14 protein-coding genes are annotated in these 24,251 nt (G+C 61.9%); 11 read left to right on the top strand and 3 right to left on the bottom strand.

Annotated elements, in window-relative coordinates:
• Nucleotides 1–119: 119 nt before the first annotated feature.
• The 10 genes from EDE08_RS33710 (at nt 120) to EDE08_RS33660 (ending at nt 20,184) form a co-directional block, all read left to right on the top strand.
• On the top strand, nt 120–2,471 hold the full coding sequence (locus EDE08_RS33710; RefSeq protein WP_245524972.1) for a TerB N-terminal domain-containing protein: 2,352 nt from the start codon (nt 120–122) through the stop codon (nt 2,469–2,471).
• Entirely contained in the window at nt 2,468–3,799 is a 1,332-nt protein-coding gene (locus EDE08_RS33705) for an ATP-binding protein (protein WP_131873628.1), read from the top strand. The genes EDE08_RS33710 and EDE08_RS33705 overlap by 4 nt, the downstream gene beginning before the upstream one ends.
• Nucleotides 3,768–6,005 carry a DEAD/DEAH box helicase gene (locus EDE08_RS33700; protein ID WP_131873630.1) on the top strand — a complete coding sequence of 746 codons (2,238 nt, stop codon included), beginning with the start codon at nt 3,768–3,770 and terminating at the stop codon, nt 6,003–6,005. Before EDE08_RS33705 ends, EDE08_RS33700 begins: the two co-directional genes overlap by 32 nt.
• A gap of 222 nt (nt 6,006–6,227) precedes the next feature.
• Nucleotides 6,228–8,876 (top strand): PD-(D/E)XK nuclease family protein, encoded by a 2,649-nt coding sequence (locus EDE08_RS33695; protein WP_245524971.1) that lies wholly within the window; start codon nt 6,228–6,230, stop codon nt 8,874–8,876.
• Entirely contained in the window at nt 8,873–12,208 is a 3,336-nt protein-coding gene (locus EDE08_RS33690) for a UvrD-helicase domain-containing protein (RefSeq protein ID WP_131873634.1), read from the top strand. The genes EDE08_RS33695 and EDE08_RS33690 overlap by 4 nt, the downstream gene beginning before the upstream one ends.
• A 213-nt stretch (nt 12,209–12,421) precedes the next feature.
• Nucleotides 12,422–13,837, top strand: coding sequence for a Wadjet anti-phage system protein JetA family protein (locus EDE08_RS38730; RefSeq protein WP_165936317.1), 1,416 nt, complete (start codon nt 12,422–12,424; stop codon nt 13,835–13,837).
• Nucleotides 13,827–14,468: a DUF4194 domain-containing protein gene (locus EDE08_RS33675; RefSeq protein WP_131873636.1), complete on the top strand. Its 642-nt coding sequence runs from the start codon at nt 13,827–13,829 to the stop codon at nt 14,466–14,468. The genes EDE08_RS38730 and EDE08_RS33675 overlap by 11 nt, the downstream gene beginning before the upstream one ends.
• A complete protein-coding gene (locus EDE08_RS33670; protein WP_131873638.1) occupies nt 14,465–17,965 on the top strand; it encodes an SbcC/MukB-like Walker B domain-containing protein in 3,501 nt (1,166 codons plus the stop codon). The genes EDE08_RS33675 and EDE08_RS33670 overlap by 4 nt, the downstream gene beginning before the upstream one ends.
• Complete coding sequence (locus tag EDE08_RS33665; RefSeq protein WP_131873640.1) at nt 17,962–19,239, top strand: Wadjet anti-phage system protein JetD domain-containing protein; 1,278 nt, start codon at nt 17,962–17,964, stop codon at nt 19,237–19,239. The genes EDE08_RS33670 and EDE08_RS33665 overlap by 4 nt, the downstream gene beginning before the upstream one ends.
• A gap of 21 nt (nt 19,240–19,260) precedes the next feature.
• Nucleotides 19,261–20,184 (top strand): DUF3800 domain-containing protein, encoded by a 924-nt coding sequence (locus tag EDE08_RS33660; protein WP_131873642.1) that lies wholly within the window; start codon nt 19,261–19,263, stop codon nt 20,182–20,184.
• Nucleotides 20,185–20,351: 167 nt separating this feature from the next.
• Here the strand turns inward: EDE08_RS33660 and EDE08_RS33655 are convergent, their stop codons facing one another.
• From EDE08_RS33655 to EDE08_RS33645, 3 genes are all read right to left on the bottom strand, one after another.
• A complete protein-coding gene (locus tag EDE08_RS33655; protein WP_131873644.1) occupies nt 20,352–21,254 on the bottom strand; it encodes a hypothetical protein in 903 nt (300 codons plus the stop codon).
• 140 nt (nt 21,255–21,394) lie between these two features.
• Nucleotides 21,395–21,910, bottom strand: coding sequence for a hypothetical protein (locus EDE08_RS38725; RefSeq protein WP_165936316.1), 516 nt, complete (start codon nt 21,908–21,910; stop codon nt 21,395–21,397).
• A gap of 443 nt (nt 21,911–22,353) precedes the next feature.
• The gene (locus EDE08_RS33645) at nt 22,354–22,545 is read right to left on the bottom strand and encodes a hypothetical protein (RefSeq protein WP_131873646.1); all 192 of its coding nucleotides are present in this window, start codon (nt 22,543–22,545) and stop codon (nt 22,354–22,356) included.
• Nucleotides 22,546–23,761: 1,216 nt separating this feature from the next.
• Here EDE08_RS33645 and EDE08_RS33640 point away from each other — a divergent pair.
• Nucleotides 23,762–24,115 carry a hypothetical protein gene (locus EDE08_RS33640; protein ID WP_131873648.1) on the top strand — a complete coding sequence of 118 codons (354 nt, stop codon included), beginning with the start codon at nt 23,762–23,764 and terminating at the stop codon, nt 24,113–24,115.
• The last annotated feature ends 136 nt before the right edge of the window (nt 24,116–24,251 follow it).

The following is a 24,251-nucleotide window of genomic DNA, read 5'->3' as shown; positions in this document are numbered from 1 at the left end:
GCGATTGCACTTGCGGCTGCCAGCAACTCCATGGGACTTTCCGCGCGGACCCGCGTTCAGCGGGACCGAATAGCATCACGAATAGAGCGATGGGGCGACGCAACAGCAATTCCCTTGGAATGGGTATACTCGTCGTGGTGGGCCTCGTTTTCTGGGCTCTGAGCGAGGCGTATCACTTCGTCCAGCAGCATGGCGCGGCCATCGCAGCGTTTGCGATCGTTGCCGGGGTGATACTCCTGATTTGGTCGATCGGCTCACGGGCGCTATCTTCAGGTAAGGCTCCCCCGCCATTACCAGCGCAGACCGAGCGGGGTTCGACTGCCGCACCGATGAACCGAGCATCGTCGAAGCGGATTCCCGCGCGGTGGGTGAGTCCTTCGGAGCCTGTCGTCGTTCAGGGCTCACAGATCGTGGGTGGATTGTTCTATCTGGGCGATTTCGTGCAGTTCGACGACGGGCGTACGACGGATCAGTACGCGATCAATCCTAAGCTTTCAGCAAGTGCAGCTCGACCGGACATCGACGGAAGCTCTATGCCGTATTGGCCCTCCTTTGCTGGCATCACACCTGCGGCCCGCAGGGCTTTCATCAACTGGATGGCCGAAGGGCGCCGCAGCCGATCTTATGGTCTGGGGCACGTTTTTCTTTTCTTCTACGGCCTGGAGCATCGCGCCTTCATCGATACGGATTCCGCGTCCTTACCTGCGCTAATTGAAGAAGTGGAACGGCTGCTGGCTATCTACGCGGACAACAACTCCTTCCGCGGCTACGCCACGCGCTTTTTGAGCTATGCGAGGACAGCCGCCGGTATTCCGATCTTGCCGCCAACTCCTTCGTCGGAACGGGCCGCCTCTTCCGAAATGGACGTGGCTACCCGATTGCACTTGGGGCGGGCGCTTCAGCAGAACAGAGTCCTGGGGCCGGATGATGCCTTGCTGTGGGTCCTCGCAATTCCGGACGTCTATCTCCGGACGCCCGCAGTCCGGTGCTTCGACGAGTTTGGACGGCTCTTTCGTTATCGATTCAACGAGCGCTATCCCAGCGGCCTGGCGCTTCGGGCTACCGGCAACATCCGCCTCAGCTACAAGGCTGCCAGCGGCGCGTTCGAGGCTCCTATAGCGGGCAGCCATGAGCGGTATCCGGACATTTGTCAGGTTTCGGGAAAGGCTCAGGACGATCTGAAGAGGATGGTCCAGGAGTGCACGGACGAACTCGACGGCTTCAGCCGGTTCGTGGGGCGGCGCCCGGATTCCCGCGAGTCCATGCAGGCCGCACTTTTGCTTCCGGAGCCGCTGCAGCGGGACCCGGCGGATGGACGCATTCATCTCTTCGGCCAGAAGATGCATCGCTCGATGGGCGAGCATAAGCGCGCCAGCACGAAGATGCGCAATATGCTCGATGCGGCGGGCTTCGATATGCCGGCCAATGGCAAAGTCACGCCTGGGCTTGCCGACCAGCTAGGTTCGGCTTTGGACCGCATCGACATCGCGATCGAGCCTGATCGCCGTTACGGAAGTGGCGTTCCCCAGCTCGACGACCAGGTCATCATTTTCAAGGCGGATGGCGGCGGAAAGGTCGATGCCGAACGGCCTGGCTACAGAGCCGTGAAGGCCCAAGTGGAGGTGGCCGTGTTGGCCGCGGCGGCTGACGGAGATGCCTCGGCCGACGAGTTGAAGCGCGTGGTCGCGGGCGTTCGAGACGCGCCGGGTCTGTCCCCGATCGAGCAGGCGAGGCTGATCGCCTATGCCGCGACGGTGTTCAACAGTCCGCCCAAACAGGACCGGGTTATGCGCAAGCTCGGCGAGCGCAGTCCAGATGAGCGCACGGCCATCGCGGACGCCGCACTCGCGATCATCGCCGGAAACGACAGTGTCGACGCCGGCGAAGTGCGGTTCCTGGAGCGACTCCACAAGGCGCTCGGGCTTCCGAAGGAGCGTGTGTATTCCGCCCTGCACCGCGCAAGTCCGCCCCAGGAAGTCGACGAGCCCGTCGCCATTTCACAAGAGGTCCGTGCCAAGGCGGTGCCGATACCCGTCTCGGAGAAGGCGCCTGTTGTTGTGCCGGAGGTGGAGGCAGCGCCGGCATCGACGATCCGCATAGATGCCGCTCGGCTCGCGCGCACGCAACGCGAGACCCAGACCGTGTCCGCGCTGCTGGCGAACATCTTCGAGGAAGATGTTCCGTCTCCGCCCGAGACGGCCGCAGTCGCGCCGGTCGCAACGGGCTCGCTCGACGGTCTCGACGCCGCCCATACCGAACTGGTCGAGCTTCTGGAGATCAGGGGATCTCTGCCGCGGAGCGAGTTCGAGCAGCGTGCGAAAGATCTCAAGCTGCTCCCGGATGGTGCAATCGAGCGGATCAACGATTGGGCCTTCGACCGGTTCGAAGAGGCGATCATCGAGGACGGCCATGACGTCGTCATGATAGAGCACATCCGCGAGAGGCTGGTTGAACTGAGAGAAGCGGCATGAATCCACCAACTGCACGCCCCATCAAGGCGAAGGATCGAGACACCATCATCCAGGCGCTCGCCGCCGGCGTGGTGCCGCGCATAGGACTCCCGCACATCCAGGTGGGTCGTGCTGCGGAGATCTCTGCGCTGGTGCGCGACATCCAACGTATCTCCGAGGGCGGGGCCGGTGTCCGCTTCGTCATCGGCGAATACGGCGCCGGCAAGACTTTTTTCGCCAATCTTATCCGCCTCATCGCGTTGGAGCGGAAGTGCGTCACTGTCCATGCCGACCTCGCGCCCGATAGACGTATCCACGCGAGCGGCGGACAGGCGCGTGCGCTGTACTCCGAGGCCATTCGTAACATGGCCACTCGCACGAAGCCCGACGGCGGCGCGCTTGGGCCGGTGGTCGAGCGGCTGGTGACCGACTCCGTTAAGGAGGCCGCCGATAGGCAGCTTCCAGTCGAAACCGTGATCGATCAGAAACTCGCTCCCATTCAGGATTTTGTCGGAGGATACGATTTCGCCGTTGTGCTGAAGGCGTACTGGCGCGGCAGCGAACATTCCGACGAGTCTTTGAAAACCGCGGCCTTGAGGTGGCTCCGGGGGGAGTTCTCGACCAAGACGGAAGCCCGTCAGGCCCTTGGGGTGCGGACCATCATTGACGACGACAACGTCTACGACTCGCTGAAAGCTCTCGCTTGCCTGACGCGGTTGGCTGGATATGCCGGCCTGGTCGTGATGTTCGACGAGATGGTCAACATCTACAAGCTGCAGAACTCTCAGGCCCGGAATCAGAATTTCGAGGAGATCCTCCGCATCGTGAACGACGCTCTGCAGGGCAATACGGCCGGCATCGGCTTCATGATGTGCGGAACGCCGGAATTTCTCCTCGATACTCGGCGCGGCCTCTACAGCTACGAAGCGCTTCAGTCGCGCTTGTCCGAAAACCGCTTCGCCGCGAACGGGCTGGTCGACTATAGCGGACCGGTCATCCGGCTGCAGAGCCTCACGCCGGAGGATCTTCTCGTGCTGCTATCCAACATCCGGAACGTCTTCGCTGGCGGGGACCCGGCGATGTTCCTGGTGCCGGACGAGGCATTGACCGCTTTCATGGACCACTGCAATCGCCGCATCGGGGAGGCGTATTTCAAGACGCCGCGCACGACGGTGCGAGCATTCGTCCAAATGCTCGCCGTTCTCGAACAGAATCCTGGCGCACGCTGGCAGGACCTTATCGGCGGAATCCAGATCGCGCCCGATGCGCCGGATATCGCCGCCACCGAGGAGGCGCAGCCAGTCGGAGGGGAAGGCGATGAACTCACCAATCTCCGGATCGGTAGCTGAAGGGGCCTACGATCGGCTCCACCCGAAGATCCGCCGCTGGATACGCGAACAGGGATGGGATGAACTTCGCGAGATCCAGGCGCGCGCCATCGGGACCATTCTAGACGGGACCGGGGATGTCGTAATCGCTGCTGCAACCGCCGCAGGAAAGACCGAGGCGGCATTCCTTCCGATCCTCACCTTGATCGCGGAAAGGAAGGGCGGGGGGTTCTCCGCTGTCTACGTCAGTCCTCTGAAGGCGTTGATCAACGACCAGTTTCGGCGGCTGGACGAGCTATGCGAAGCGATGGAGCTACCCGTCGTCAAATGGCACGGGGACGCATCCCAGGCGGAGAAGAAGAAGGCCCTCGCGAAGCCTTCCGGCATAGTGCTGATAACACCTGAGTCCATCGAGGCCATGTTGGCGCGGCGCCCGGGCGACGCGGCTCGCCTCTTCGGATCGGCAGATTTCATCGTCGTCGACGAGCTCCACGCCTTCCTGCAGGGGCCTCGCGGGTTGCACGTCGCCAGCCTGCTGAAACGCATCGACGCAATGGCTCAGAAGCCGGCTCGCAGAGTCGGACTGTCGGCCACCATCGGCGATCTCGATCAAGCTATGGCCTGGCTTCGTCCGACGGCTCCGCAGACCGTTGATCTCCTCCTGGCAAAGGCTGACGCGCCCGAGTTGAGGCTTCAGATACGCGGCTACGTAGAGCCGCCGGATCTCGACGACCCCGATCATGCGGAAGGAGCCGGGCAAGACGTCCAGATGCCCAAGCGAATTGCGTTGGACGCGATTTGCGACCATTTGTTTCCGACCTTGCGTGGGACGAACAATCTGGTCTTTGGCGGTTCTCGTCGCACGGTCGAGTCGGCGGCAGATCGACTTAGGCGCCGATGCGAAAAGGCGGGGGTTCCGAATGAGTTCTATCCTCACCACGGCAGTCTCTCGAAGACCTTCCGGGAAGATCTCGAAGTCCGGCTGAAGGATGGAAGTCTACCGACAACCGCGGTCTGCACGTCGACCCTGGAGCTTGGCGTCGATATCGGTTCCGTCAAATCGGTCGCGCAGATCGGCGCCCCTCGCTCTCTGTCATCGCTGCGGCAGCGTCTCGGGCGAACGGGCCGGCGGCTCGGCACCCCTTCCATCCTTCGGGTCTACGTTCGCGAGCCCTATGTCGACGTCAAGTCGAGTATTCTCGACCAATTGCGTCCGAACACCATCCGATCGGTGGCCGTGGTCCGCTTGCTGCTGGCCGGGTTTGTCGAGCCTGCCGGGCCTAGTCCGGAGACGGTCTCCACTCTGATCCATCAGGTTCTTTCCGTTATAGCCGAGCGGGGCGGCATCCGTGCGAAGCCGTTGTTCGATCTGCTGTGCGGACCGGGGCCATTCAATTCGATCGAACCGGCGGATTTCGCACAGCTGCTGCGTCATCTTGGATCTCCTGAAGTTCGGATGCTCGAGCAGGCGCCGGACGGTGTCCTGATGCTCGGTCCGCAGGGCGAGAAGATCGTGCAGTCGCGCGATTTCTTCGCTGTGTTCGAGAGCTCGGAGGAATGGCGTCTCACGGCGGCCGGACGCGCGCTCGGCACCCTCCCGATCTCCTTCCCCGTTCACAAGGACAGCCTGGTGGTATTCGCCGGGCAGCGGTGGATCGTTCTCGACGTCGACGAAGGCGGCAAGGTCTTGTCCGTGGCCCCGCACCCGGGAGGCATGGTGCCACGGTTCGAGCCGTCCAGTGGTGAGCCCGCGCATGACCGACTGTTGGCCGAGATGAGAGCGGTCTACCTCGACAACGATGTTCCGGAATACCTGGATAAGGCAGCCCAAGAACTCTTGGCGGAAGGGCGCGATACCTTCCGGGCGCTCGATCTCGATCGGCGCTCCCTCATCCAGGAAGAGCGCGACCTCCACCTCTTCGTCTGGAGGGGCTCGCAGACGACTGCCGTTTTCGGCGCGGCGCTCGGAATGGCCGGCTTGGAGTGCGGCGTCCACGATTTGGGGGTGACCGTGCCAAAGACCACGTCGGCGGAGATGCTGCCCATTCTCGAGAAGCTCGGCAGCATGTCCGCACTCGACCCGATGGACGTCGCAGCTTTTGTGAAGAACGTACGAGCAGGCAAGTTTCAGGACTTCGTACCGGAGGCGCTCGCTCAGAAGCAGTGGGCTCTTCAGAACGGACAGTTCGTCGGCACGGCCACGGCAATCGCTAAGACTCTGCGCTGACGGAACGCGCGGAGGGTAGATCGGACCGTCCGGCGAGAGGAGCGGCATTTTCTTACCGTGACATGGATTCCTTGAAAGTGGTGGAAACCAGCGCCTTCGCGCTTGAGCGAAGTTGCTGAAAGACTCAACCCGTGAGAGCATCGCGCGTTTTTCAAGGATTCAGGCTGCGCCAGATAATTCTCCGGGCGCACCTAGCGCGAGGCTTTTCGTCAGCAGATGCAAGTGCGCAGAACGGTGGTCGTCCATACGACTCTCGCCGGTCACATGGTGCGGGTGAATGCGGCGCGTCGGAACGAAGCCGGCGTGCAGGTCATGACCATGGGGCAACTCGCCGCGAGGCTTGCCGGGGGCCTCCTTCAACCAGTCGATCTGAACGTCCTCACGGAAGTCATCGGCGCCGCGCTCCCGGACATCCTGATGGGCGAACTCGAGCCCATCAAGGGTCTGCCGGGAATGGCGGCCGCCGTCTGCTCCACCTTTGACAAGGCCTGGCGTGCCGGGATTGATCTGTCGAAGGTCGGCCATCCTCGAACCGACGCGTTGGCCGCGCTGGAGCAGGTGGTCATCGATCGCTTGCCCGCATCGATGAAGCGCCCGTCTGATCTGATCGAGATGGCGCTGCGACGCATGGGGCATGCCCCGGTCATAGTCGGCGCTCTGGAAGTTCAAGGGCATAGCGAAATGTCGCCGTGCTGGCGGCCCCTCCTGACCGCGCTTGCGGAGACCATTCCGGTGTCATGGAGCGCCGGTCCGAGACATGTGCCGGATTGGCTGAAGAGCACGAAAGTCGAGGTGTTGGCCGCGCCGGCGACCGATCCACAACCGCGGGTCTTCTCCTGTGCGAATCCGATTCATGAGGTCGGCGAGGCTTTCCGCTGGATGAGGGCGCTGCTGGCTAAAGGGATATCGGCTTCGGACATCGCCATCGTGGCGGCCAGTCCGGGGGACTACGACGACCACGTATTCTCGACGTCCCGGGACGCCAATATCCCGATCCATTTCGTGCACGGGATAAAGGCGCTGACCGGCGCCGACGGTCAGGCGACCGCAGCTTTGGCGGAGGTGCTAACCAAGGGGCTGTCTCAGGAACGGGTACGGCGCCTGTTCACGCTTATGCGAGGGGGGCCGCTCAGCGACTTGCCTGGCGGCTGGATGCGACTTCTTCCGGTCGATGCCCCGCTGACCTCCGAGGAGCGCTGGGAAAGGGTACTGAAGCAACCGGAGGACTCGGATTGGCCGGACGGCAAGAACCGGACTGCCGAGGTCTTGGAGGTGATCAGGCTGCTGGGTCAGGGCACCGATGCGGCCGAGTTGGCTGGCGAAACCTTGCTGATTGGCGTTCAGAGATCACTGTGGCGTCGGGCGCTGCGCGAGGGACCAGCGCAGGCTCTGTCTGTCACATTGGCCGGATTGCGCATCGAGGACGGTATCGAGCCCGCCGCGAACGCCATCTGGACGTCGGCAATCGCACTTGCCTCTGCACCCAGACCGCACGTGTGGTTGCTGGGGTTGAACGCTGGCCGCTGGCCGCGGCGGATTTCGGAGGATAGGCTCATCCCGGATCACGTGTTGCCGATCGACCAGCTTGATCCTTTGCCAGTTGCTGATGGCGACAAGCGCGATATCAAGACGATCGTAGGCACGGCGCAAAGCGTTGCCATTTCCTTCAGTCGACGCGACGCCGAGGGTCGCATGCTCGGCCGGTCGCCGATCATCTCCGACATTCCTGATCCGGAGACATATCTCGATCGCGCCGGCGCTCCCGAGCATGCCTTCAGCGAAGCTGATCGCCTTCTGGCTCGTCCTTCCGAGTTCTCGACCTTGCCCATCGCCATTTCGGGATTGTCGTGCTGGCGAGACTGGCATCGCAGCGAGATCACGGCGCACGACGGCTTGATCGCGGCGGAGCACGCGCGATTGAAGAAATTGCTGGAGCGGCCGTTGTCGGCGACCTCGCTCAAATTGCTGTTGCGGGATCCGATCCGCTTCGTCTGGCGCTATGCTCTCGGTTGGAAAGCCCCGGAGGATGCAGACGAGCCACTGACGCTGGAAGCGAACGCCTTCGGAAATTTCGTCCACGCCCTGCTTCGCGACGCAGTTGAACAATTGGAAGGAAATGGCGGGATTGCCGCGGCTGAACAGGCACAGATTGAAGCTGCGCTTGTCGGCGCCCGCGAGCGCGCCGTCGCCCTGTGGGAGAGCGCCCAACCGGTCCCGCCGGACGTGATCTGGCGCAACGCCGTAGCACGCGGGCATGCGCTCGCGGCTGCTGCGTTGGCGTACGGACTGGAGCCCCTACCGAACCAGAAGACTTGGTGCGAAATCCCGTTCGGAAAGGTCGACCCGAAGAGCGAGGGCCGCGAGCTGCCCTGGTCGCTGGGCGCCCCTGTCGAGATCCCGGGGACCGGTTTGCTGGTCGAAGGACAGATCGACCGCCTCGACCTGTCGGGCGACGGCGCGCGCGCACGCGTCACGGACTACAAGACAGGCAAGCTCTCCAAGAAGATGGACGAGGTGGTCATCAAGGGAGGTGCCGAGCTCCAGCGGTGTCTTTACGCCTTCGCGGTCAAGACGCTGCTCGGCGACGGCGTGACGATAGAGGCCTCGCTGCTCTATCCGAACGCCCCCGAAAGCGATCAGGCGCTGTTCCCGTTGGCGGACCTCGATGGAGCCTTGGCGAAGGTGTCGACCGCAGCCGTTGCCTCCCGCACCGCAATGCTGGGCGGCCTGGCTCCTCCAGGGGAGGACGCCGCAAGCGACTACAACGATCATGCCTTCGCGCTGCCGGCCAACGCGGGGTACCTGCCACGCAAGTTGCCACTCGCGATAACCGCCTTAGGACCCGCCGCAGCGGTGTGGGGGGAGCCATGAAGATCATCCCGGATCTCGCGGCGCGCCTCACCGCGCTGACGGCCGTCGACCGGACCCTGCTAGTGGAAGCAGGCGCCGGTTCGGGCAAGACGTCGATCATGGCCGGCCGGGTCGCGGTGTTGTTCGCGCGCGGCGTCGCTCCGAAGAGCATTGCCGCCATCACGTTCACCGAATTTGCCGCCAGTGAGCTCCGTCTCCGGATCGAGAAGTTCACGATGGCGCTTGCCAACGGCGAGGTGCCTCGCGACTTGGCCCAAGCGTTTCCGGGAGGCGTTCCCGAAGCAGAGAAGGCGAACATCTATCGCGCCTACCAGTCTTTCGATCAACTCACCTGCAGTACCATCCACGGCTTCGCGCAGGCGCTGATTAAGCCTTATCCGGCCGAGGCTGGCATCGACCCCGGTGCCGACATTGTCGATCCCACTGAAGCAGATCTTGCCTTCAGGGAGCGCTACGATGCCTGGTTGAAGGGAAGACTTTCCGGCGACGCCGGCGATGGACTGGTCGCCCAGATTATTCTTGCAAACGAGACCGGCGGGCTGAAGCTCATCGAGGAGGTGGTGCAGTTCCTGCGCAAGAATAGGGACGCCAGCTGCGCGCGGACGGCATGGTCTTCCCGGATCATGGGGGATTTCGCAAAAGCGGCAGAGCAGTTCGAAACGGACCTTCGCGGCTACGCATACGCCGAGGAGAAGACGGCGGCAGCCTGTCGAGCGTTGCGTGTGCTCGCCGATCTACTGAGCGGCTCGGGACTGGCCGAGCCCGCGCCGAGCAACGCCGCCCTGATCGCTGCGCTCGATTTTGAGCGCGACGAAAGCTGCTTCACCCAAGCGGGCGGGCGAAGGGTCTTGCAGACGAAGACCAAGTGGCAGGATGCCGCCGCAAAGGCGGGCCTCTCAAAGGCCAGCGGAACCGCCGCGTTCGATGCGGTCCTCCCTCGATACAGTGCCTGTCACGACGCCCTCGAGGTATTGCTCGGAGCCGTCGCCGGCGAACTGCTCGGACGGCTGTGCGAGGAAGCGCGTGGACTCCTGGAGGATTGGCGCGACTACAAGCGGAGTGCCGCGCTCCTCGATTTCGACGACCTGCTCTACACCGCGCGCGACCTGCTGCGCGACCACGAACCCGTGAGACAGGCCCTGTCACAGCGTTTCCAGCACGTCATGGTCGATGAATTCCAAGACACCGATCCGCTGCAGACTGAGATCCTATGGCTGATCTGCGGGGATGATTGCGCCGGAAGCGATGCGCTTGCACGTCCGCTTCGACACGGCAGCCTTTTCATGGTGGGCGACCCCAAGCAGGCCATCTACAGATTCCGCGGCGCCGACGTGAACGCCTACATCGCCGCTCGTTCGGCGGTCGAGGCCGGTTCGCAGATCAAGATCACCGCCAATTTCCGGTCGGTGGAGCCGATCCTCGATTTCGTCAACACACGGTTCGAGCCGGCTCTTTCCGCAGCCGGGCAGCCGGGATTCTCCGAGCTTTCCCCGATCCATCCTGCGATCGGAGGCCGGCCCGGCGTATGCGCACTGGACGTGGTAGTCGATGGCGAAAAGCCCAAGGCCGCTGCTATCCGCGACGCCGAGGCGGTCGCGGTCGCGGGCCTGTGCGACAGGATGGTCGGAAATCTGGAAGTCCGCGATCATCGCACAGGCGAGATGAGGCCCTGCCGGTTCGGCGACATCGCTTTGCTGGCACCCGTCGGCACCGAACTCTGGCGCTTCGAGGAGGCGCTCGAGGATCTGGCGATCCCGGTCTCGACCCAGGCAGGCAAAGGATTCTTTCGGCGGCAGGAGATCCAGGATCTGATCGCGCTGACCCGCGCGCTTGCCGATTCGCGCGACACCCTCGCGTTCGGCTCGCTGCTACGCGGACCTCTGGTTGGTCTCTCGGAAACCGACCTACTCGACATCTCGGAGGCGCTTCCGTCCGATCCGGATCGTCAAGGCCTGCCGATGCTCACGATCCGGACCGATCCGGGGAGCGTGACTCATGCGCTTGCCAAGGACGTCCTGGCCAAGCTGTCCTCGCTGCGGAAGCGGGTGCGTACCACGACGCCGTACGCGCTCCTGGCCGACGCCATCGCGGCGCTCCATGTCCGCGCGCAAATCCGGCAGCGGTTCAAGGCGGGCGCCGAACGGGCGGTCGCCAATGTCGATCTCTTCCTCGACATGGCGCGGGCCTACGACGTTCGCGGCCTGCGGGCGTTCGCGAGCGACATGCGGGCGAACTGGGAGGAGGCGGTCCGTCAGGTCGAGGGTCGGCCCGACGCGGAGCAGGAAGCGGTCTCGCTGATCACCGTCCACGCGGCCAAGGGCCTCGAATGGCCTATCGTCATCCCGATCAACATGACCGGCACGCCCAAGGCAGAATCGGGGCTCGTTCAGGACCGCTCGAAAAACCTATTCTCGATTCCGATCCTCGGCGTCTGCCCGGCGGATCATGGGGACCTCGAGGCGCGCGCTGACGAGGAGCAGCGGCGGGAGCGCGTGCGTCTCTGGTACGTGGCCGCGACCCGAGCGCGCGACCTGCTGGTCCTGCCCCGGCACTCCGCCGGTCTGTCGGACAAGTGCTGGGCGAAGCTCGTCGATCTGGACGTCGCCAGTCTACCGGCGATCAAGCCGGAGGACGTGGGCGCCGTGAAGGAACGGAACATCGCGCACCGGGAGAACGGCCAGACGCGTGAGGCCTTCGCCGCGGAGGCGACCGCAATATTCGATGCGCGTCGGACCGTGGTCTGGCATCGCCCTAGTCGGAGCGAAGTGGGTGAGGCGGGCGAGGGTGATGTGAAGATCCAAAGCGGCGACCTTCCGGAAAGCGCCATCCTTGAACCCGCTGCCGTCCTCGGCAGTTCGACGCGGGGCACCGTCCTTCACAAGCTGGTCGAGGAAGTGTTGACCGGGGAAACCTCCGACGCCAGGGCGGACCTCGAAACGCGGGCCGCCGAACTGGTCCGTCAGGTGGGGCAAGAGCCCGCGGCGGATCCGAAGGACGGCATAAGCGCCATCGAGCTGGCCTCTACGGTGCTGCGGACGCTCGCCCTTCCGGACGTCGCGACGCTACGGCCGCGCCTCGTCCCCGAACTCCCGCTGTTCGGAGCCCAGACCCACGAAGGCAGGGAAATCCTGCTCTCCGGCCAGGTTGACGCGATCGCGTTCGATGACACCGGTGCCATCGACGCCGTAGTCGATTGGAAGAGCGACGTGGCTCCGGACGCCTCCAGCATCGGCCATTACAGGCAGCAGATCGCCGACTATCGTAAGCAGACCAAGGCCAAGCGGGGGCTGCTGGTCTTCATGACTACCGGGCAGGTCGTCGATGTCGCTTGAAGACGCCTGTTGCTCAGCAAAACAATAAGTCCAGCCCCGCTTGAGACGAAGCCAGCCGCAATTGCGGAGCATGTTACCACCGTCAGGGTGCGATGAACCGGACCGCCGGAATTATTCAAAGGTCGACGCGAACAGAACGTCCTGAAAATCCTCAGTTTTTTCTTGCGGTTGCGCAGTCGCCGCGGTTCAATCCACTGGCTGAGGAACCGATAGATGAAGCTGTTTGGTTACCTTCCGGAGACCCTGTTCAAGCCCTTGTCCGGGCCGAAAAAGCACGTCTATGCCCGCCTGCTCATGCGGCTGTACGACCGGGTCTATTCCGCTCGCATTCTTGAGACCCCGCTCAGGGAAGAGGTCGTCAAGCAGATCGAGATCGGACTGTCCGACTTCGGCATCGGATCGATGGGCGATCTCACCGAGGGAGATCCGGATGAGGATCAGACCACGAGCCAGGCCCATTATCTGGCCTACTACCGCCTGCGCGATACCGGCTGGCTCACGGAAGAGATCGAGAAGTGGCGCACCTACGTCGACATGAACCCGGACGCATTCATGGTGCTGGGGGCGATCACCGACTTTGGCAACAGCCGGGTCCGTGTCGCCGGAGCGGTGGTCGACGTCAAGAACAACCTGGAGGCTGCGTTCCGAGAGCCGGAGACCATGGCCCAAGGTCTCGCCAACGCGCACGACACGGCTGCTCGGTTCGCCCGCAGCATGCGACGCATCCTGGCCGGCATGCGCGAGGTCGAGGATCGAATTCTGGGCAACCCTAATGCGGCTGCTATCCTTCGCACGTTCTTCCAGGACTTCGTCGACGGACTGCTGATCGCCGACTACAAGCAGCTCAAGACGTCCAACAACCCGTACCGTCACCGCCGCACCATCGCCTCTCTGGCGGCCGACATGCTCGCGGACGCCGGGGTCATCGGCAAGATCTCGCGCGCTTACATCGAGCAGGGGGTCATGGCCCCTGGCGCCACGATCGTTACGGCCGAAGAGCGCGTCATCGCGGAGCTCGGAAAGATCAAGAGCGTCTTTGAGGACGTCGGTCCCTTCATGGACAAGATCGAGGATTTCCGAGACCGCCTCGAACGCCGCATCCGCACGACTGTCCACTACATGGACGTCATGGGAGAGGGGTCGGCGGAACGGATCGTCCGGCTGATCGAGCAGCTCTCGAAGATCGGCAGCGATGAGGTGGAGATCCGTCTGAGGTCGCCGGATGTCGGCCTGCCGATCACCTCGCTTGCGTTGTACACCCCGCCGCCGCCGAAGGCTCCGCCGGAGCGGACGCGCTTCAAGGTGCCGAAACAGGATCCCTATCTCCGCGCTTACGTCCAAGCCACGACCGAGTTCGATCGGATGGTGCGCGTGTCGGACCAGAAGCTACTCGAGTTCGCTCGCCGGCAGATGCAAGGTCGGGATGTTCTGTCCTCTGCCGAGATCGCGATCGAGAGCATTCCGGACTTCTTCGCCTACCGCGCCCTTCCCAACTTGGCGGCGGTTGGCCGGTCCGTGCGCCTGGGCGAATTCACGATCACGCTGGAGAACGCGCGTACCGCCAACGACTGGATCGACGTGACCGCCTTCCGGATCGAGAGAACGAAGACCACGGCCGATGCTGCGTGATCTCTCCAAAATCATCGACGATGCGGACTCCGAAGGTCAGGATGGCGATCATCTGCAGAAGGAGTTGCGACAGGCGGCGCAAGCCCTTTGGCGCGCTCAGTTCATTTACGAGAACGACTGGGGCATGAAGACCTCCTACGAGGTGCTCCGCCGCTACATGGGCTATTTCGAGAATCTGTTCGACGCGCTCGGCTACCGCGTAGTCGGGAGGCCGAACGACGGTTATGTCGGCCTGGTGGCGAATGAGCTGCCTCCCCGTCAGAGCATGAAGCTCGACGAGAGTCTGCTGCTGTTGGTCTTGCGGCTCCACTACGAAGAGGCCTTTACGCGGTTCGAGGCCAAGGAATTCGGCGAGGTGGAGGTCGAGAGCGAGCAGATCCTCCAGATCTACGAGGACCGGACGCATCGCGAGCGGCCGAATTTCGGGAGGGTCAAGGAAATCCTGGCTGGCTTCAGGCAGCGCGGCCTCGTCCGGATCGAGGATCGTGACGACCGGAACTTCACCCTATTCCTGCGGCCGGCCCTGCCGATCGTTGTCTCCAAAGACACCCTTGGCTCTCTGGAGGAGTTCGTGTCGCGCTCCACCGCGGCGACGGCAAAGGCCGACGCCGCGAGCGAGGTGCAGGCGTGATCGAACTCCGTCGCATCATCCTGATCGATTGGTACCTGTTCCGCGCGCAGCAGGTAGACATGCGCGGCATGACCGCAATCATCGGCCCGAACGGCGCGGGAAAATCGGCGATCATCGACGCCGTTCAGACCGTGCTCTCCGGCGCAAGCATGGCCAGCATCCGGTTCAATCCGAGCGCCCAGAGTAACGTCAGGAGCAAGCGCACGCTGCGTGACTACTGCCTCGGCGTGGTCTCGCTCGACGAGAAGGGCGAGCGCTCGGAGCCGACGCGCCAGCATGCCTACACCTACGTCGTCTTGGTCTTCGAGGATCTGGCCGACGGTTCGGCAGTGAGCCTTGGGGTGGCATTTTCGGCATCGGCATCGAGGAGCGAGGAGGCGTGCGAGGCGCGCTTCATCGCCAAGGGGGCGCTGACCAAGGACGATATTCTCGTTGGCGTCGGCGATGACGAGGTCGAGGCGCTACAGTGGCACGCCGTGCGCAACGGCTTGCGCGCACGAAAGATCGAAGTCGACGACGCGTTCTCGAGTGCGACGGAATTCGTGGCGGAGTCGCTCAGGGCCTTGTCGCCGTCAGGCTTCCCGCTCGACCCTAGGCGCTTCCAGAGGGCGTTCCGGAATGCGCTGTTGCTGAAGCCCGTGGACAACCCGACCGAGTTCGTGCGGAACTATGTTCTCGATGTTCAGCCGATTCAGGTCGACAGGCTGCGGCGGGGCATCGAGCATTGGCGTTCGCTGACTCGCCGCATCGAGGAGTTGAAGGCCCAGAGCGCGAGCCTCGCCGGGATCCTCCGCATTGTAGCCCGCGCCGTCGAAAACGAGCGGATCATCGCGACCAGCGGCTGGCAGATCGCTCGCTTGGAATGGGAGAGATTTCGGCGCGACGCTCGGCGCCAAGAAGAGGCTCTGGTTTTGCTTCGGGCCGCTGCGAGCAACGCAGAGGTCGAGGCGACCCGGGCCGCAACCCGGCATGCCACGCTCGACGTCGAGCACAAGAACGTGGAGCTCTCGATCAAGACTAGCGACGGCGAACAGCTTGCCCTGATGTATGAATCGGACAGGAATCTGACTTTGGGCCAGCGGGCCAACGCCATGGCGCCGGTCAAGGAGATCGATAGCCTCGTCGCTTCCATCAAGAGGGCGGTGGAGCTCAATCTACTGGTCCGCCGCGACGATCTCTTGCACGCGCTGTTGAGCGCAGTCGTTGTCGCTCGAGGAAGGGCTCCGCTCTCAGAGTGGGATAAGCCGCTGCCGGAAGACTGGAAGGACAGTGCATCGCACCTGGATGCGGCCCTTGTCGCGGTCGATCCGGAGCGACTTGAGGCGGCTCGAAAGACGTTTTCGGATGCCCATTTCCACGCGCGAATGGCGACCAAGGCCCTGCAGGACCGCATCGAACTGATCGACAGCAATCTGAAGCGGATGGAGCAAGGGTTAAGTCCCATCGAGGGCGGCACCAGGGATCTCATCAGGCAGCTCGCCTCCCACGGTATTGAGGCTACCCCGCTGTGCGAAGTCGTCGAGATACGTGACGATAAATGGCGGATGGCGGCCGAGGCCGTACTTGGTCGTTCCCGGGAAGCCTTGATCGTCGAGCCATCGAGGGCGGTGCGCGCGCTCGAGATCTTCCGGGAAGGCGGAGAGCATTCGTACACGGATGCCGAGGTCATCAATACTACCAAGACTGACAATACTCGGCCGGCCGAGAAGGGCTCTCTGGCGCAGATCATCAGCACAGAAAACCGTCACGCCAGAGCCTTTCTCAACTATCGAATCGGCCACCTAATGTTGGTCGAGGCAATGGACAGGATGGTGGCCGCTGAGAACGCCATTACCCCGGACTTGATGATGCAGGGCGGGCGTACGGTCCGGCGGCTGCAGAAGCCCCGCTACCTGAAACTCGGTCGCGCCACGCAGGACCAGATGCGCCAACAGCTCCTGGCCGAACGGCAGCAGTTGGAGCAGGAGCTTGCCCAATCGGCCGGCGATGTCCGGAGGGCGGAAGAAGACGCCCGTTTGTTTGAGGGCATGTTCGGGCAATTCAAGGCGATGCGGAGCGCTGGTCTGACGTGCCTCGAGAGCGGCGCAACTCTGGTTGCCTTCGATCGGAAGCTGGAGGACATCGGGAAGAACATCGAGGATGCCAGGCGGAATCGCGATCCGAAGCTTGTCACGGAACTGGAGCGCCTTGTTATCGAGCTCAAGACAGCAACTCGGGTGAAGTCAGAGACCCAACAAGCCTTTCACGCTGCGCAAAGCGCGCGAGACCGCGCCGAGGGCGCGTATGACGACTACATGCAAAAGAATCGCGATGTCTTGGCCGCGGCGCGGCGTGCCCGCGCACGCCAGATGCGGGACGGATTCCCGCAGTCGACAGACTTGCGCGACTACCGGACGAAGGTGACCGAGATGGCCACCGAATCGATCGCGGCCGGTATCGCGGGCCTCACAGCGGACAGGGAGACTAGGTCCACGACTCGTCGCTCCACGCTCATGCGCGAAATGACCAATGCGATGAACAAGCACGGTCAGGACTTCCATGTCGTGCCACCGTTCACCGCCGAAGAAGCGACGCCTGCGGCGGTCGAGCAGTGGGCTGCGGTCGAAAAGCAACGTCTCGATACCCACGAATTGGTCCAGTACGAGGAGCAGTGCCGGAACGCCGCGACCGAGATGACCTCGGCGTTCCGAGACGACCTTCTGCACCGTCTGGACGACGCCTTTACGGGCATTAAGACCACGCTGAATGAGCTCAACCGTCACCTGAAGGACCGACAATTTCACGGGCGGGACTACTACTCGTTCAAGGCGCTGGAGGCCCCGACCCATGTCGACATGATCGAGCTCGTCGAAGAGTCCAGGAAGCCAGAATTCAATCTGCCTCTCTTCGGGGATCGCACCGGGGACGCGACTTCCCCCATGATGCGGGCGGTCCGCCAGATCGAGGAGATTTTGGCGAACCCGGAGGCACGGACCGAAGATATCGAGGACCCGCGCAAGTATTTCAATTTCGAACTCTACATCCAGGACGCGGAGGGCAAGATCCGCTCGTCGCTGACGAGCCGGGCCGGCACGGGATCCGGAGGCGAAGGGCAACTGCCGTTTTATATCGCCATAGGGGCCTCTTTGGCTGCCACGTACCAGAACCGACGCACCGGCGAGAGCGGGCTCTCGCTCGCCATCTTCGACGAGGCCTTTAACCGCCTGGACACCAAGGCAATCGGCCAGTGCTCGGAATTCATGCGTGCTTTGGGCCTCCAAGTCATGCTCGCCACCCCAGACGAAAAGCGGCACGTCTTCATGGAAGTGGTCGACACCGTGGTCAACGTGAACCGCCTAGGCAATCAGGTGATGATCGACACCGAATTTCCGACCGAGATGGCTCGCGACGCGGTCGTTGCCGCCGATCCCTACCGGAAGGGCTTCGACGTCTTCAAATCCGAGCGCATCGCGGCTGAGAAAGCTGCGGCTATCCCGCAGGACCAGGCGGCGGAATGATCGACCTTCGCACAGCGGACGCCGGCGTCGAGCTTCTCGGGCTTCTGCTCGAGCGCAGCGAGCGTAACCCCGATCGCTCCCGACCGGCTTCCGCAGCTCCGGATTACGACCGCCTGTCGACCGCGCAGCAGGTGAGCCGCTTCCACGATCAGATGGCAGCGGCGGAGAAGTTCGGCGCTGTCGAAGTGCTACGCGGCAAGAGGGACCGGAGCCACCTGATCGAGCGGGTCCGCGTTCGCGACTCTGAACTGCTCGCAAGACACCTCGGGCGTCCGACCGCGCCGGCGACCGCCCAGCGCCTCAGGAGCGAATTACTCCCGATCGCTGTGACCGGTGAGCCTTGGGTGGCTGGCCTTCTGGATGAGATGAGCGAGAGGTGGGCGCGTGGTGAAGCCGCGTACCGCCTGACGGCCGGCCAAGCCGATGCGGCCAAGGAGTTCTTCACGCTGCTGTCGTCCATATCCCGACAGGAGGCTCAAGGATTGGATGCGCGAACCTTCTCCCAAAAGGCAACGAACGACACGAAGGCCTTCGATCGGCACGCTTCGCGGCTCGCCGCCGTGCTCGGCGTCCGTATCGGACAGCCCGGCGCAGCGGCGGACGTGGTCTGGGCGCACATCGGGCTGGAGCGCTTCAGCCATCCGGTCCACTTGAAAGGGCCTGTTGCCGTGACCGGAGCCAGCGAGTTCCTGGTCGACGGCCGCGCCAAGCCGTTCGTTTCGATCCATCCGGAGATGATCTCACAACTGTCTGTCTTGGAGCGGCCAACGGCGGTGCTGACGATCGAGAACTACGCAAGCTTTAATCGGCAGGTCCGCGAGATCGAGGACGGCAGCCTGGTCGTGTACACCGGCGGCTTCCCCGCTGCCGGAGTGGTCGAGCTTCTGTCGAAGGTTCTGGCGACGGTGGCGACCGACGTGCCGTTCCTTCATTGGGGCGACGTGGACGCCGGCGGCGTGCGCATTTTCAGGTATTTGGAAGAGAGCCTGCCCCGCGGGCCGCGGCCGCACTTGATGACCAAGGAGCTCGCCGAGAAATCTGGCCAGCCGGCGGATGCGGATCCGAGCTTGATATCGATCGCGAGGTCCGAAAGCGCGATCCGCGAGCTGGCGGAGTGGCTGGCCTTCGGATCGGATGTGCGCCACCTGGAGCAGGAGGCTCTGGATCCGCAGCCCTCCCTAGCAAATGCGAAGATCGACAAATCCTTCGCCACCGAACAGCGCGCGCAGCCGTCCATTCAATCGACTCCAAATGCGCGACCAAGTGTCCCGTGATAACATCAACAGATTTCCGGCATGTCGTCGCCATCGAGTGGTGCATGGAAATGCAACCGCACCAATGGTATCGCTGAAGCCATGCCGACAGCATCGAACCCCAAGCAGCCGCTGCTTCACCTGTATTTGGACGAAACCGGACCGCGCCATCCGGACCGTGCGGCCGTCCAGACCAAGCACGGCAACGATTGGTTCGCCATCGGCGGGATCCTGGTGAAGGCGGAGGACGAAGACGCCGTCAAGGCCGCGCTCGCGGCCTTCAAGAAGCAATGGCCGCAGATCACGGCACCTCTCCACCTCACTGACATGCGGTCGGAGAAGAAAAAGTTTGCATGGATCGGCAGGCTTTCCGGGATCGACAGAGACAGGTTTTGGTCGGGCTATCGGACATTTCTGGCCGGCATTCCGGTCGCTGGCACGGCCTGCGTGATCGACCGGCCTGGATACGTGGCTCGGGGATACGGAAAGCGGGACGGCGACTCCAAGTGGCTGCTGTGCCGGAGCGCCTTCGATATCGTCGTGGAGCGGGCGGCCAAGCTCGCCAAGCAGCAGGGACGGCGCCTGAAGGTTTTCTACGAGATGGCCGATCCAGCGACGAACGAGATGATCGAGGGCTACTTTTACAACGTCAAAGACTACGGGATGGGCTTTGACGCTCAGAACTCAGCCAAGTATCTGCCGCTCTCGGCAGCTGAGTTCCAACATCTGCTGCTGGACATCGAAGGTAAGGACAAGTCCAATCGGCTGATGCAGGTCGCCGACACCTACGTGTACGCCATCGCCCGCGGCAGCTACGACCGGAAATTCGGTCTCTACCGCCGCTTGGCGGAGTCTGGCCGCCTGGTGACCAGTCAGGTGGCATCCGAGCACGCCGGGATCCTCGGCGTAAAAACCTATTGTTTTGAGCTGGTTACGGCCGCCAGAAACAACAAAGGTCGGGTTTGACCCCGACCTTTGTTGCGGCCCCCATACGGAAGACCTGCAGGCAATGCCTAAAGACTAAATACATCGGATTCGTAAAAGTTCAATGTACTTTCCAGCCAACTAGCACCCTGTAAGTGCCTGGAACGAAGACTTGGAGGCAGGACCATGGGCGGATCGGCCACCCGTTCTCATGGTTCTGCCCAGTCGATGTCGCGGATGGCAAAACCCAGGACGTGGAGTGCCAATTCGGCGTCCTCTTCGACGGGATCGCGTAGGCTTCTAGCATGCACTTCATTGCCCTTACCGCGGCTGTGAAGCCGGGCAACGAGCTTCCCTACCAGGCCAACGCAGCCCCTTTCGTACGGCGCTTTGCTGATTGCATCGACTACCCTGCCGAGATCTTCTCTGAGGATCGATTGATCATGCCCCTGATCGACAAGCCATCGAGATAGAATGACTGTGAGAGCATTTCGGCACTGATCGATAACCGAGACGGGCGTTTCTCTGAAGGCGGAATCGAGGGCTCTGTCCATTGCTTGCTGGACGGGCTTCCTGAAATTTTCGGAAATCTTGGCAAGGTTAATTTCCGGCAAGATGCCGAAGGCTGAGAGGGCCTTTAGCGTAACCATTACGTCCCCGTTGGCGACCACCTCAGCCTGAATGATACGCCAGGCCGAAGCTGCGCTACGCGTACCAAGAGCAATCTTTAGCCCCTTGCCTTGGTGAGGTTCTGACAAAAGTGCTCTGCACGACTTGTAGACAAAAAGGTTTTTGGAGGTTCGGCCGCCAGCTCCTGCGCTCCGGCCAGACGGGTCTTCGTGCGGATGCGGGACCACACGATGAGTAGTGGGTTGTGTCGGTTGGGATTCGTAAAGCCTTCCGCGGCGCGTGCGGGCTACTGGGTCAAATGTATCCTCGCGAAAGACCCAAGAGGTCGGAGAATCCGGGAGACCCAAAGTCAAATCGTTCCAGTCGCCTTCCGATTTGATCAGCTTGGCTTGCGTCACGATCGGAAACGGCACGATAGGTCGCGTGGGACCATCGGACCCTTCGTAAACGAGGCCGGTTTGTTGCTCCAAGCCCAGAAACATCGCGAGCATTCCCTAGGTGGCTAGTCTCGGCAGACCATTATCAGTTCCGTCAAATAGTTGCTGACGATCAATAGCGCATGAGCTTGGCCACTGTGTAGCCGAAGGGTGGGGCAGCTACGCGACGATCGTCCTCTGATCAGCTAAAGCCCAAACATAACTTCCGACATCCCCGGCCGCGCCGGCTCCTCGGAAACGACCTGCTCGGCCCAGTGATCAAGCGATGCGTCCTCCCTTCGGAAAACCGCAGCGCGGATCGGATCGTGGAGCATGATCTGCTTCAATGTTTGTCCAGCGATTGAATCCTCGAATGCCACCTGATGGTCGAGGCTCTCCAGGTTGTGGAGGCCGAATTCGTGCGCCAGAAGCCGCACGTCGTCGGTGTGAAGGTGCCCGAGAAACATCCGCGGCTCCCGGGCGGTATCGTGGCAAACGGCCCACCCGGGCGGTCCTGACAAACTCCCACGGCGCTTCCAGCCACCTTCGGCGTAGCAAAGGCACGGGAGCGCGAATGCCTTCCCGATGAGATCGACGCTGACCTCGCGACCGCTCGAATTCCGCATCTGCAGCACGACCCGGCCAGTCTCCACGACGGCTCGGAACGTGACGCCGCCGACTTCCTGCTGATGGAACACGTACTCTGTCGCTGGATGCTTCATGACTTCCTCGATCGGTGATTGCACCAATTGCGCAAGTGCGGAGGACGGCGAGAGTCTGATTAGACCCCCCTGACTTTTTCTCAAGCTCAAAAAGTGACGAAAAAAACGAGGGAAATTCGCCAGTGCTGTCAGGAGGATCTCAGATCGAGTTGTTTTCAAAACGAAATCGAGTCGTTCTTAAAGCGGAAATCGAGTCGTTCTTAAAGCGGAAATCGAGTCGTTTTCAAAGTGTCCGCATATACGAACCGCTTTCCGCTGGCCGGGCGGAGCTCGAACCCACATCCATACGCTTATGAGTGGGCCGCTCTGACCATTTACTTCAGTGCTAAACGAGAAGGGGTTCACCCCATCCGAAGCTAGACCGGTCGGCTACAACGTTGCAGAGCTTGCTCAAAGTTGACCGGAATACAAATCGGCATTCACGCGATTGATTTACCGGAAACTCATCGCTTCTTTCGCCGCTCCAACCACTCCCGCGCTGCTTCCTCCATAACAGACCAAGCCGCGCGATCTTCCGCTATGGCAGCCATCTTAATTGCCCTGATGATCTCCGGGTCCATCATCATGAGGAATTGGCGGCGATCTCCTACGGGCGATCTACGTCCTCGCTTCACCGATTTCTTCTTCTCGATCATCCGAGGTTCGCATCTGCCAGTTTAACCGCTGGAAGGTCCCACGCCTAACACATCGCCACAAGTGCAGGCCGCTGCTCCGGCCACCGCCGAAGGCTCGCGCGTGAAACTGCAGCTCGCGCGACTTGTAATGGATTGAATTTATTACGATTTTTGATCCTCTTGCAACAACTTATATATTTATATAGATATATAAGAATGGGATTTTCGTGGGAGACTGCAGATGGGGGATTGGCGAATCGCTTTGATCGAGGCTCATCCGCAAGTGTTCCATGCGGTACCAGGCAAAGCCGCGGCGTCCCGCGCCTACCCACGATGCGGTGATGGATGGCGTGGTCTCCTAGAGCGTGCCTGCGAGAGGATCGAGGGCGCAATTGTAGGAGGAGACGCGTTTGTAGCGAGACAAATTAGTCAAAGGCTCGGGACCCTGCGTTTCTATTGGAGTGGCAAGCTCGGGACCTCATCACAATCCCTGATCGCCGATGCGGTTAGCCGGGCCGAGGCATGTTCGCATTGTACGTGTGAGGAATGCGGTGCGCCCGGGCGCCTCTATCGAGCCGAGAGGTTCTTAGTGACTAGGTGCATCGTACACGCCATCGGAATCGTCGCACCGATTGAGCCTGGCTTTGAGAACGTCCACCTGGTCCAGAAGATAGTTGATAGTCGCGCATCTATTGCAGCTTGCCGCTATGACCAAGCAACCGATGCATTCATCGAAATTGGGTGCGGATCACAGCACAAAGACGAAGTGCCTGGACAGTGTCTTGAGAACCTCATGGGACCAAGGAATGGGATCGATTGGCTCAGATGCACGAAGCAAGGTGCTCGGCTGCTAGTTTCCCACCGTCGCAACTACAGCCGCGCCAGAAGATACTTTTAAGGCTATCGCGCATCGACGCCCAACCGGAACGATATTCCACGCACCATTCCGGTGCATTCGAGAACAAACATGCTCGACAATAAAACCGCAAGCCCGCTCGAGCAATTCACCTCGACCAAGACGGCAGCGGCGATTCCGATTTCACATCCTGCAATACGGGATGCCCTGATCCAGTTCTCGCTCGACGCCGCAGTTCGCTCAATTGACGTACATACGAGGTGCTACCGTTGTCTCGGAAGGTGTGGATGTCGACGCTATCGTGGTCCAGCGCGAGAGTGGACGAACTCTTCTCGACATCATTCCCGCTCGACCGCTCAGAGACTCAGAATAAGAGGCCTGGTGCTGATTGCCATTCGGCAGCTCAAAATTCCGACGCAGGCTCTAACCGTCGAAGATCTCAGCCGCGAGCCTCGTTTCAGCAACTCAAGACTGGTCTGGTTATATAACCGACATCACGTGCCGCTCGCACTCCGGCTGGGTATACAGAAGCTGCTTTCCGAACGAGAATCACGGGAACTGGGTCAAATCCAAGAAATCCGAGAGCCTGGTTTCCGAGGAAGCCGCGCCATCATGGCGATGGCCTGCGCCAATCTCTTATTACTGGATCTAGAGCCCCAGCCGCTCAGTCCAAACACGGCTGTGAGGCTGCGTGATCACGGTGGTGTTCGTTCTGAGTCCGTTGGGGCGCAATGATTAAGCCGGTCTAGGCAATCCTTCGTCATCGCGCGATCTTTTTGCGACGCCCATGCTAGCGGGCGAGGAATTGACGCGTGCTGATTTCATGGCCCCATCAATCTGCTTCGCTCTTTGATTCATCGCTTTTGATCAG

Origin of the sequence: Bradyrhizobium sp. R2.2-H (assembly GCF_004346455.1) — a bacterium.
GTDB lineage: Bacteria > Pseudomonadota > Alphaproteobacteria > Rhizobiales > Xanthobacteraceae > Bradyrhizobium > Bradyrhizobium diversitatis.
The sequence above is the reverse complement of the archived record's forward strand: the minus strand, read 5'-3'. Positions and strand labels throughout refer to the sequence as shown.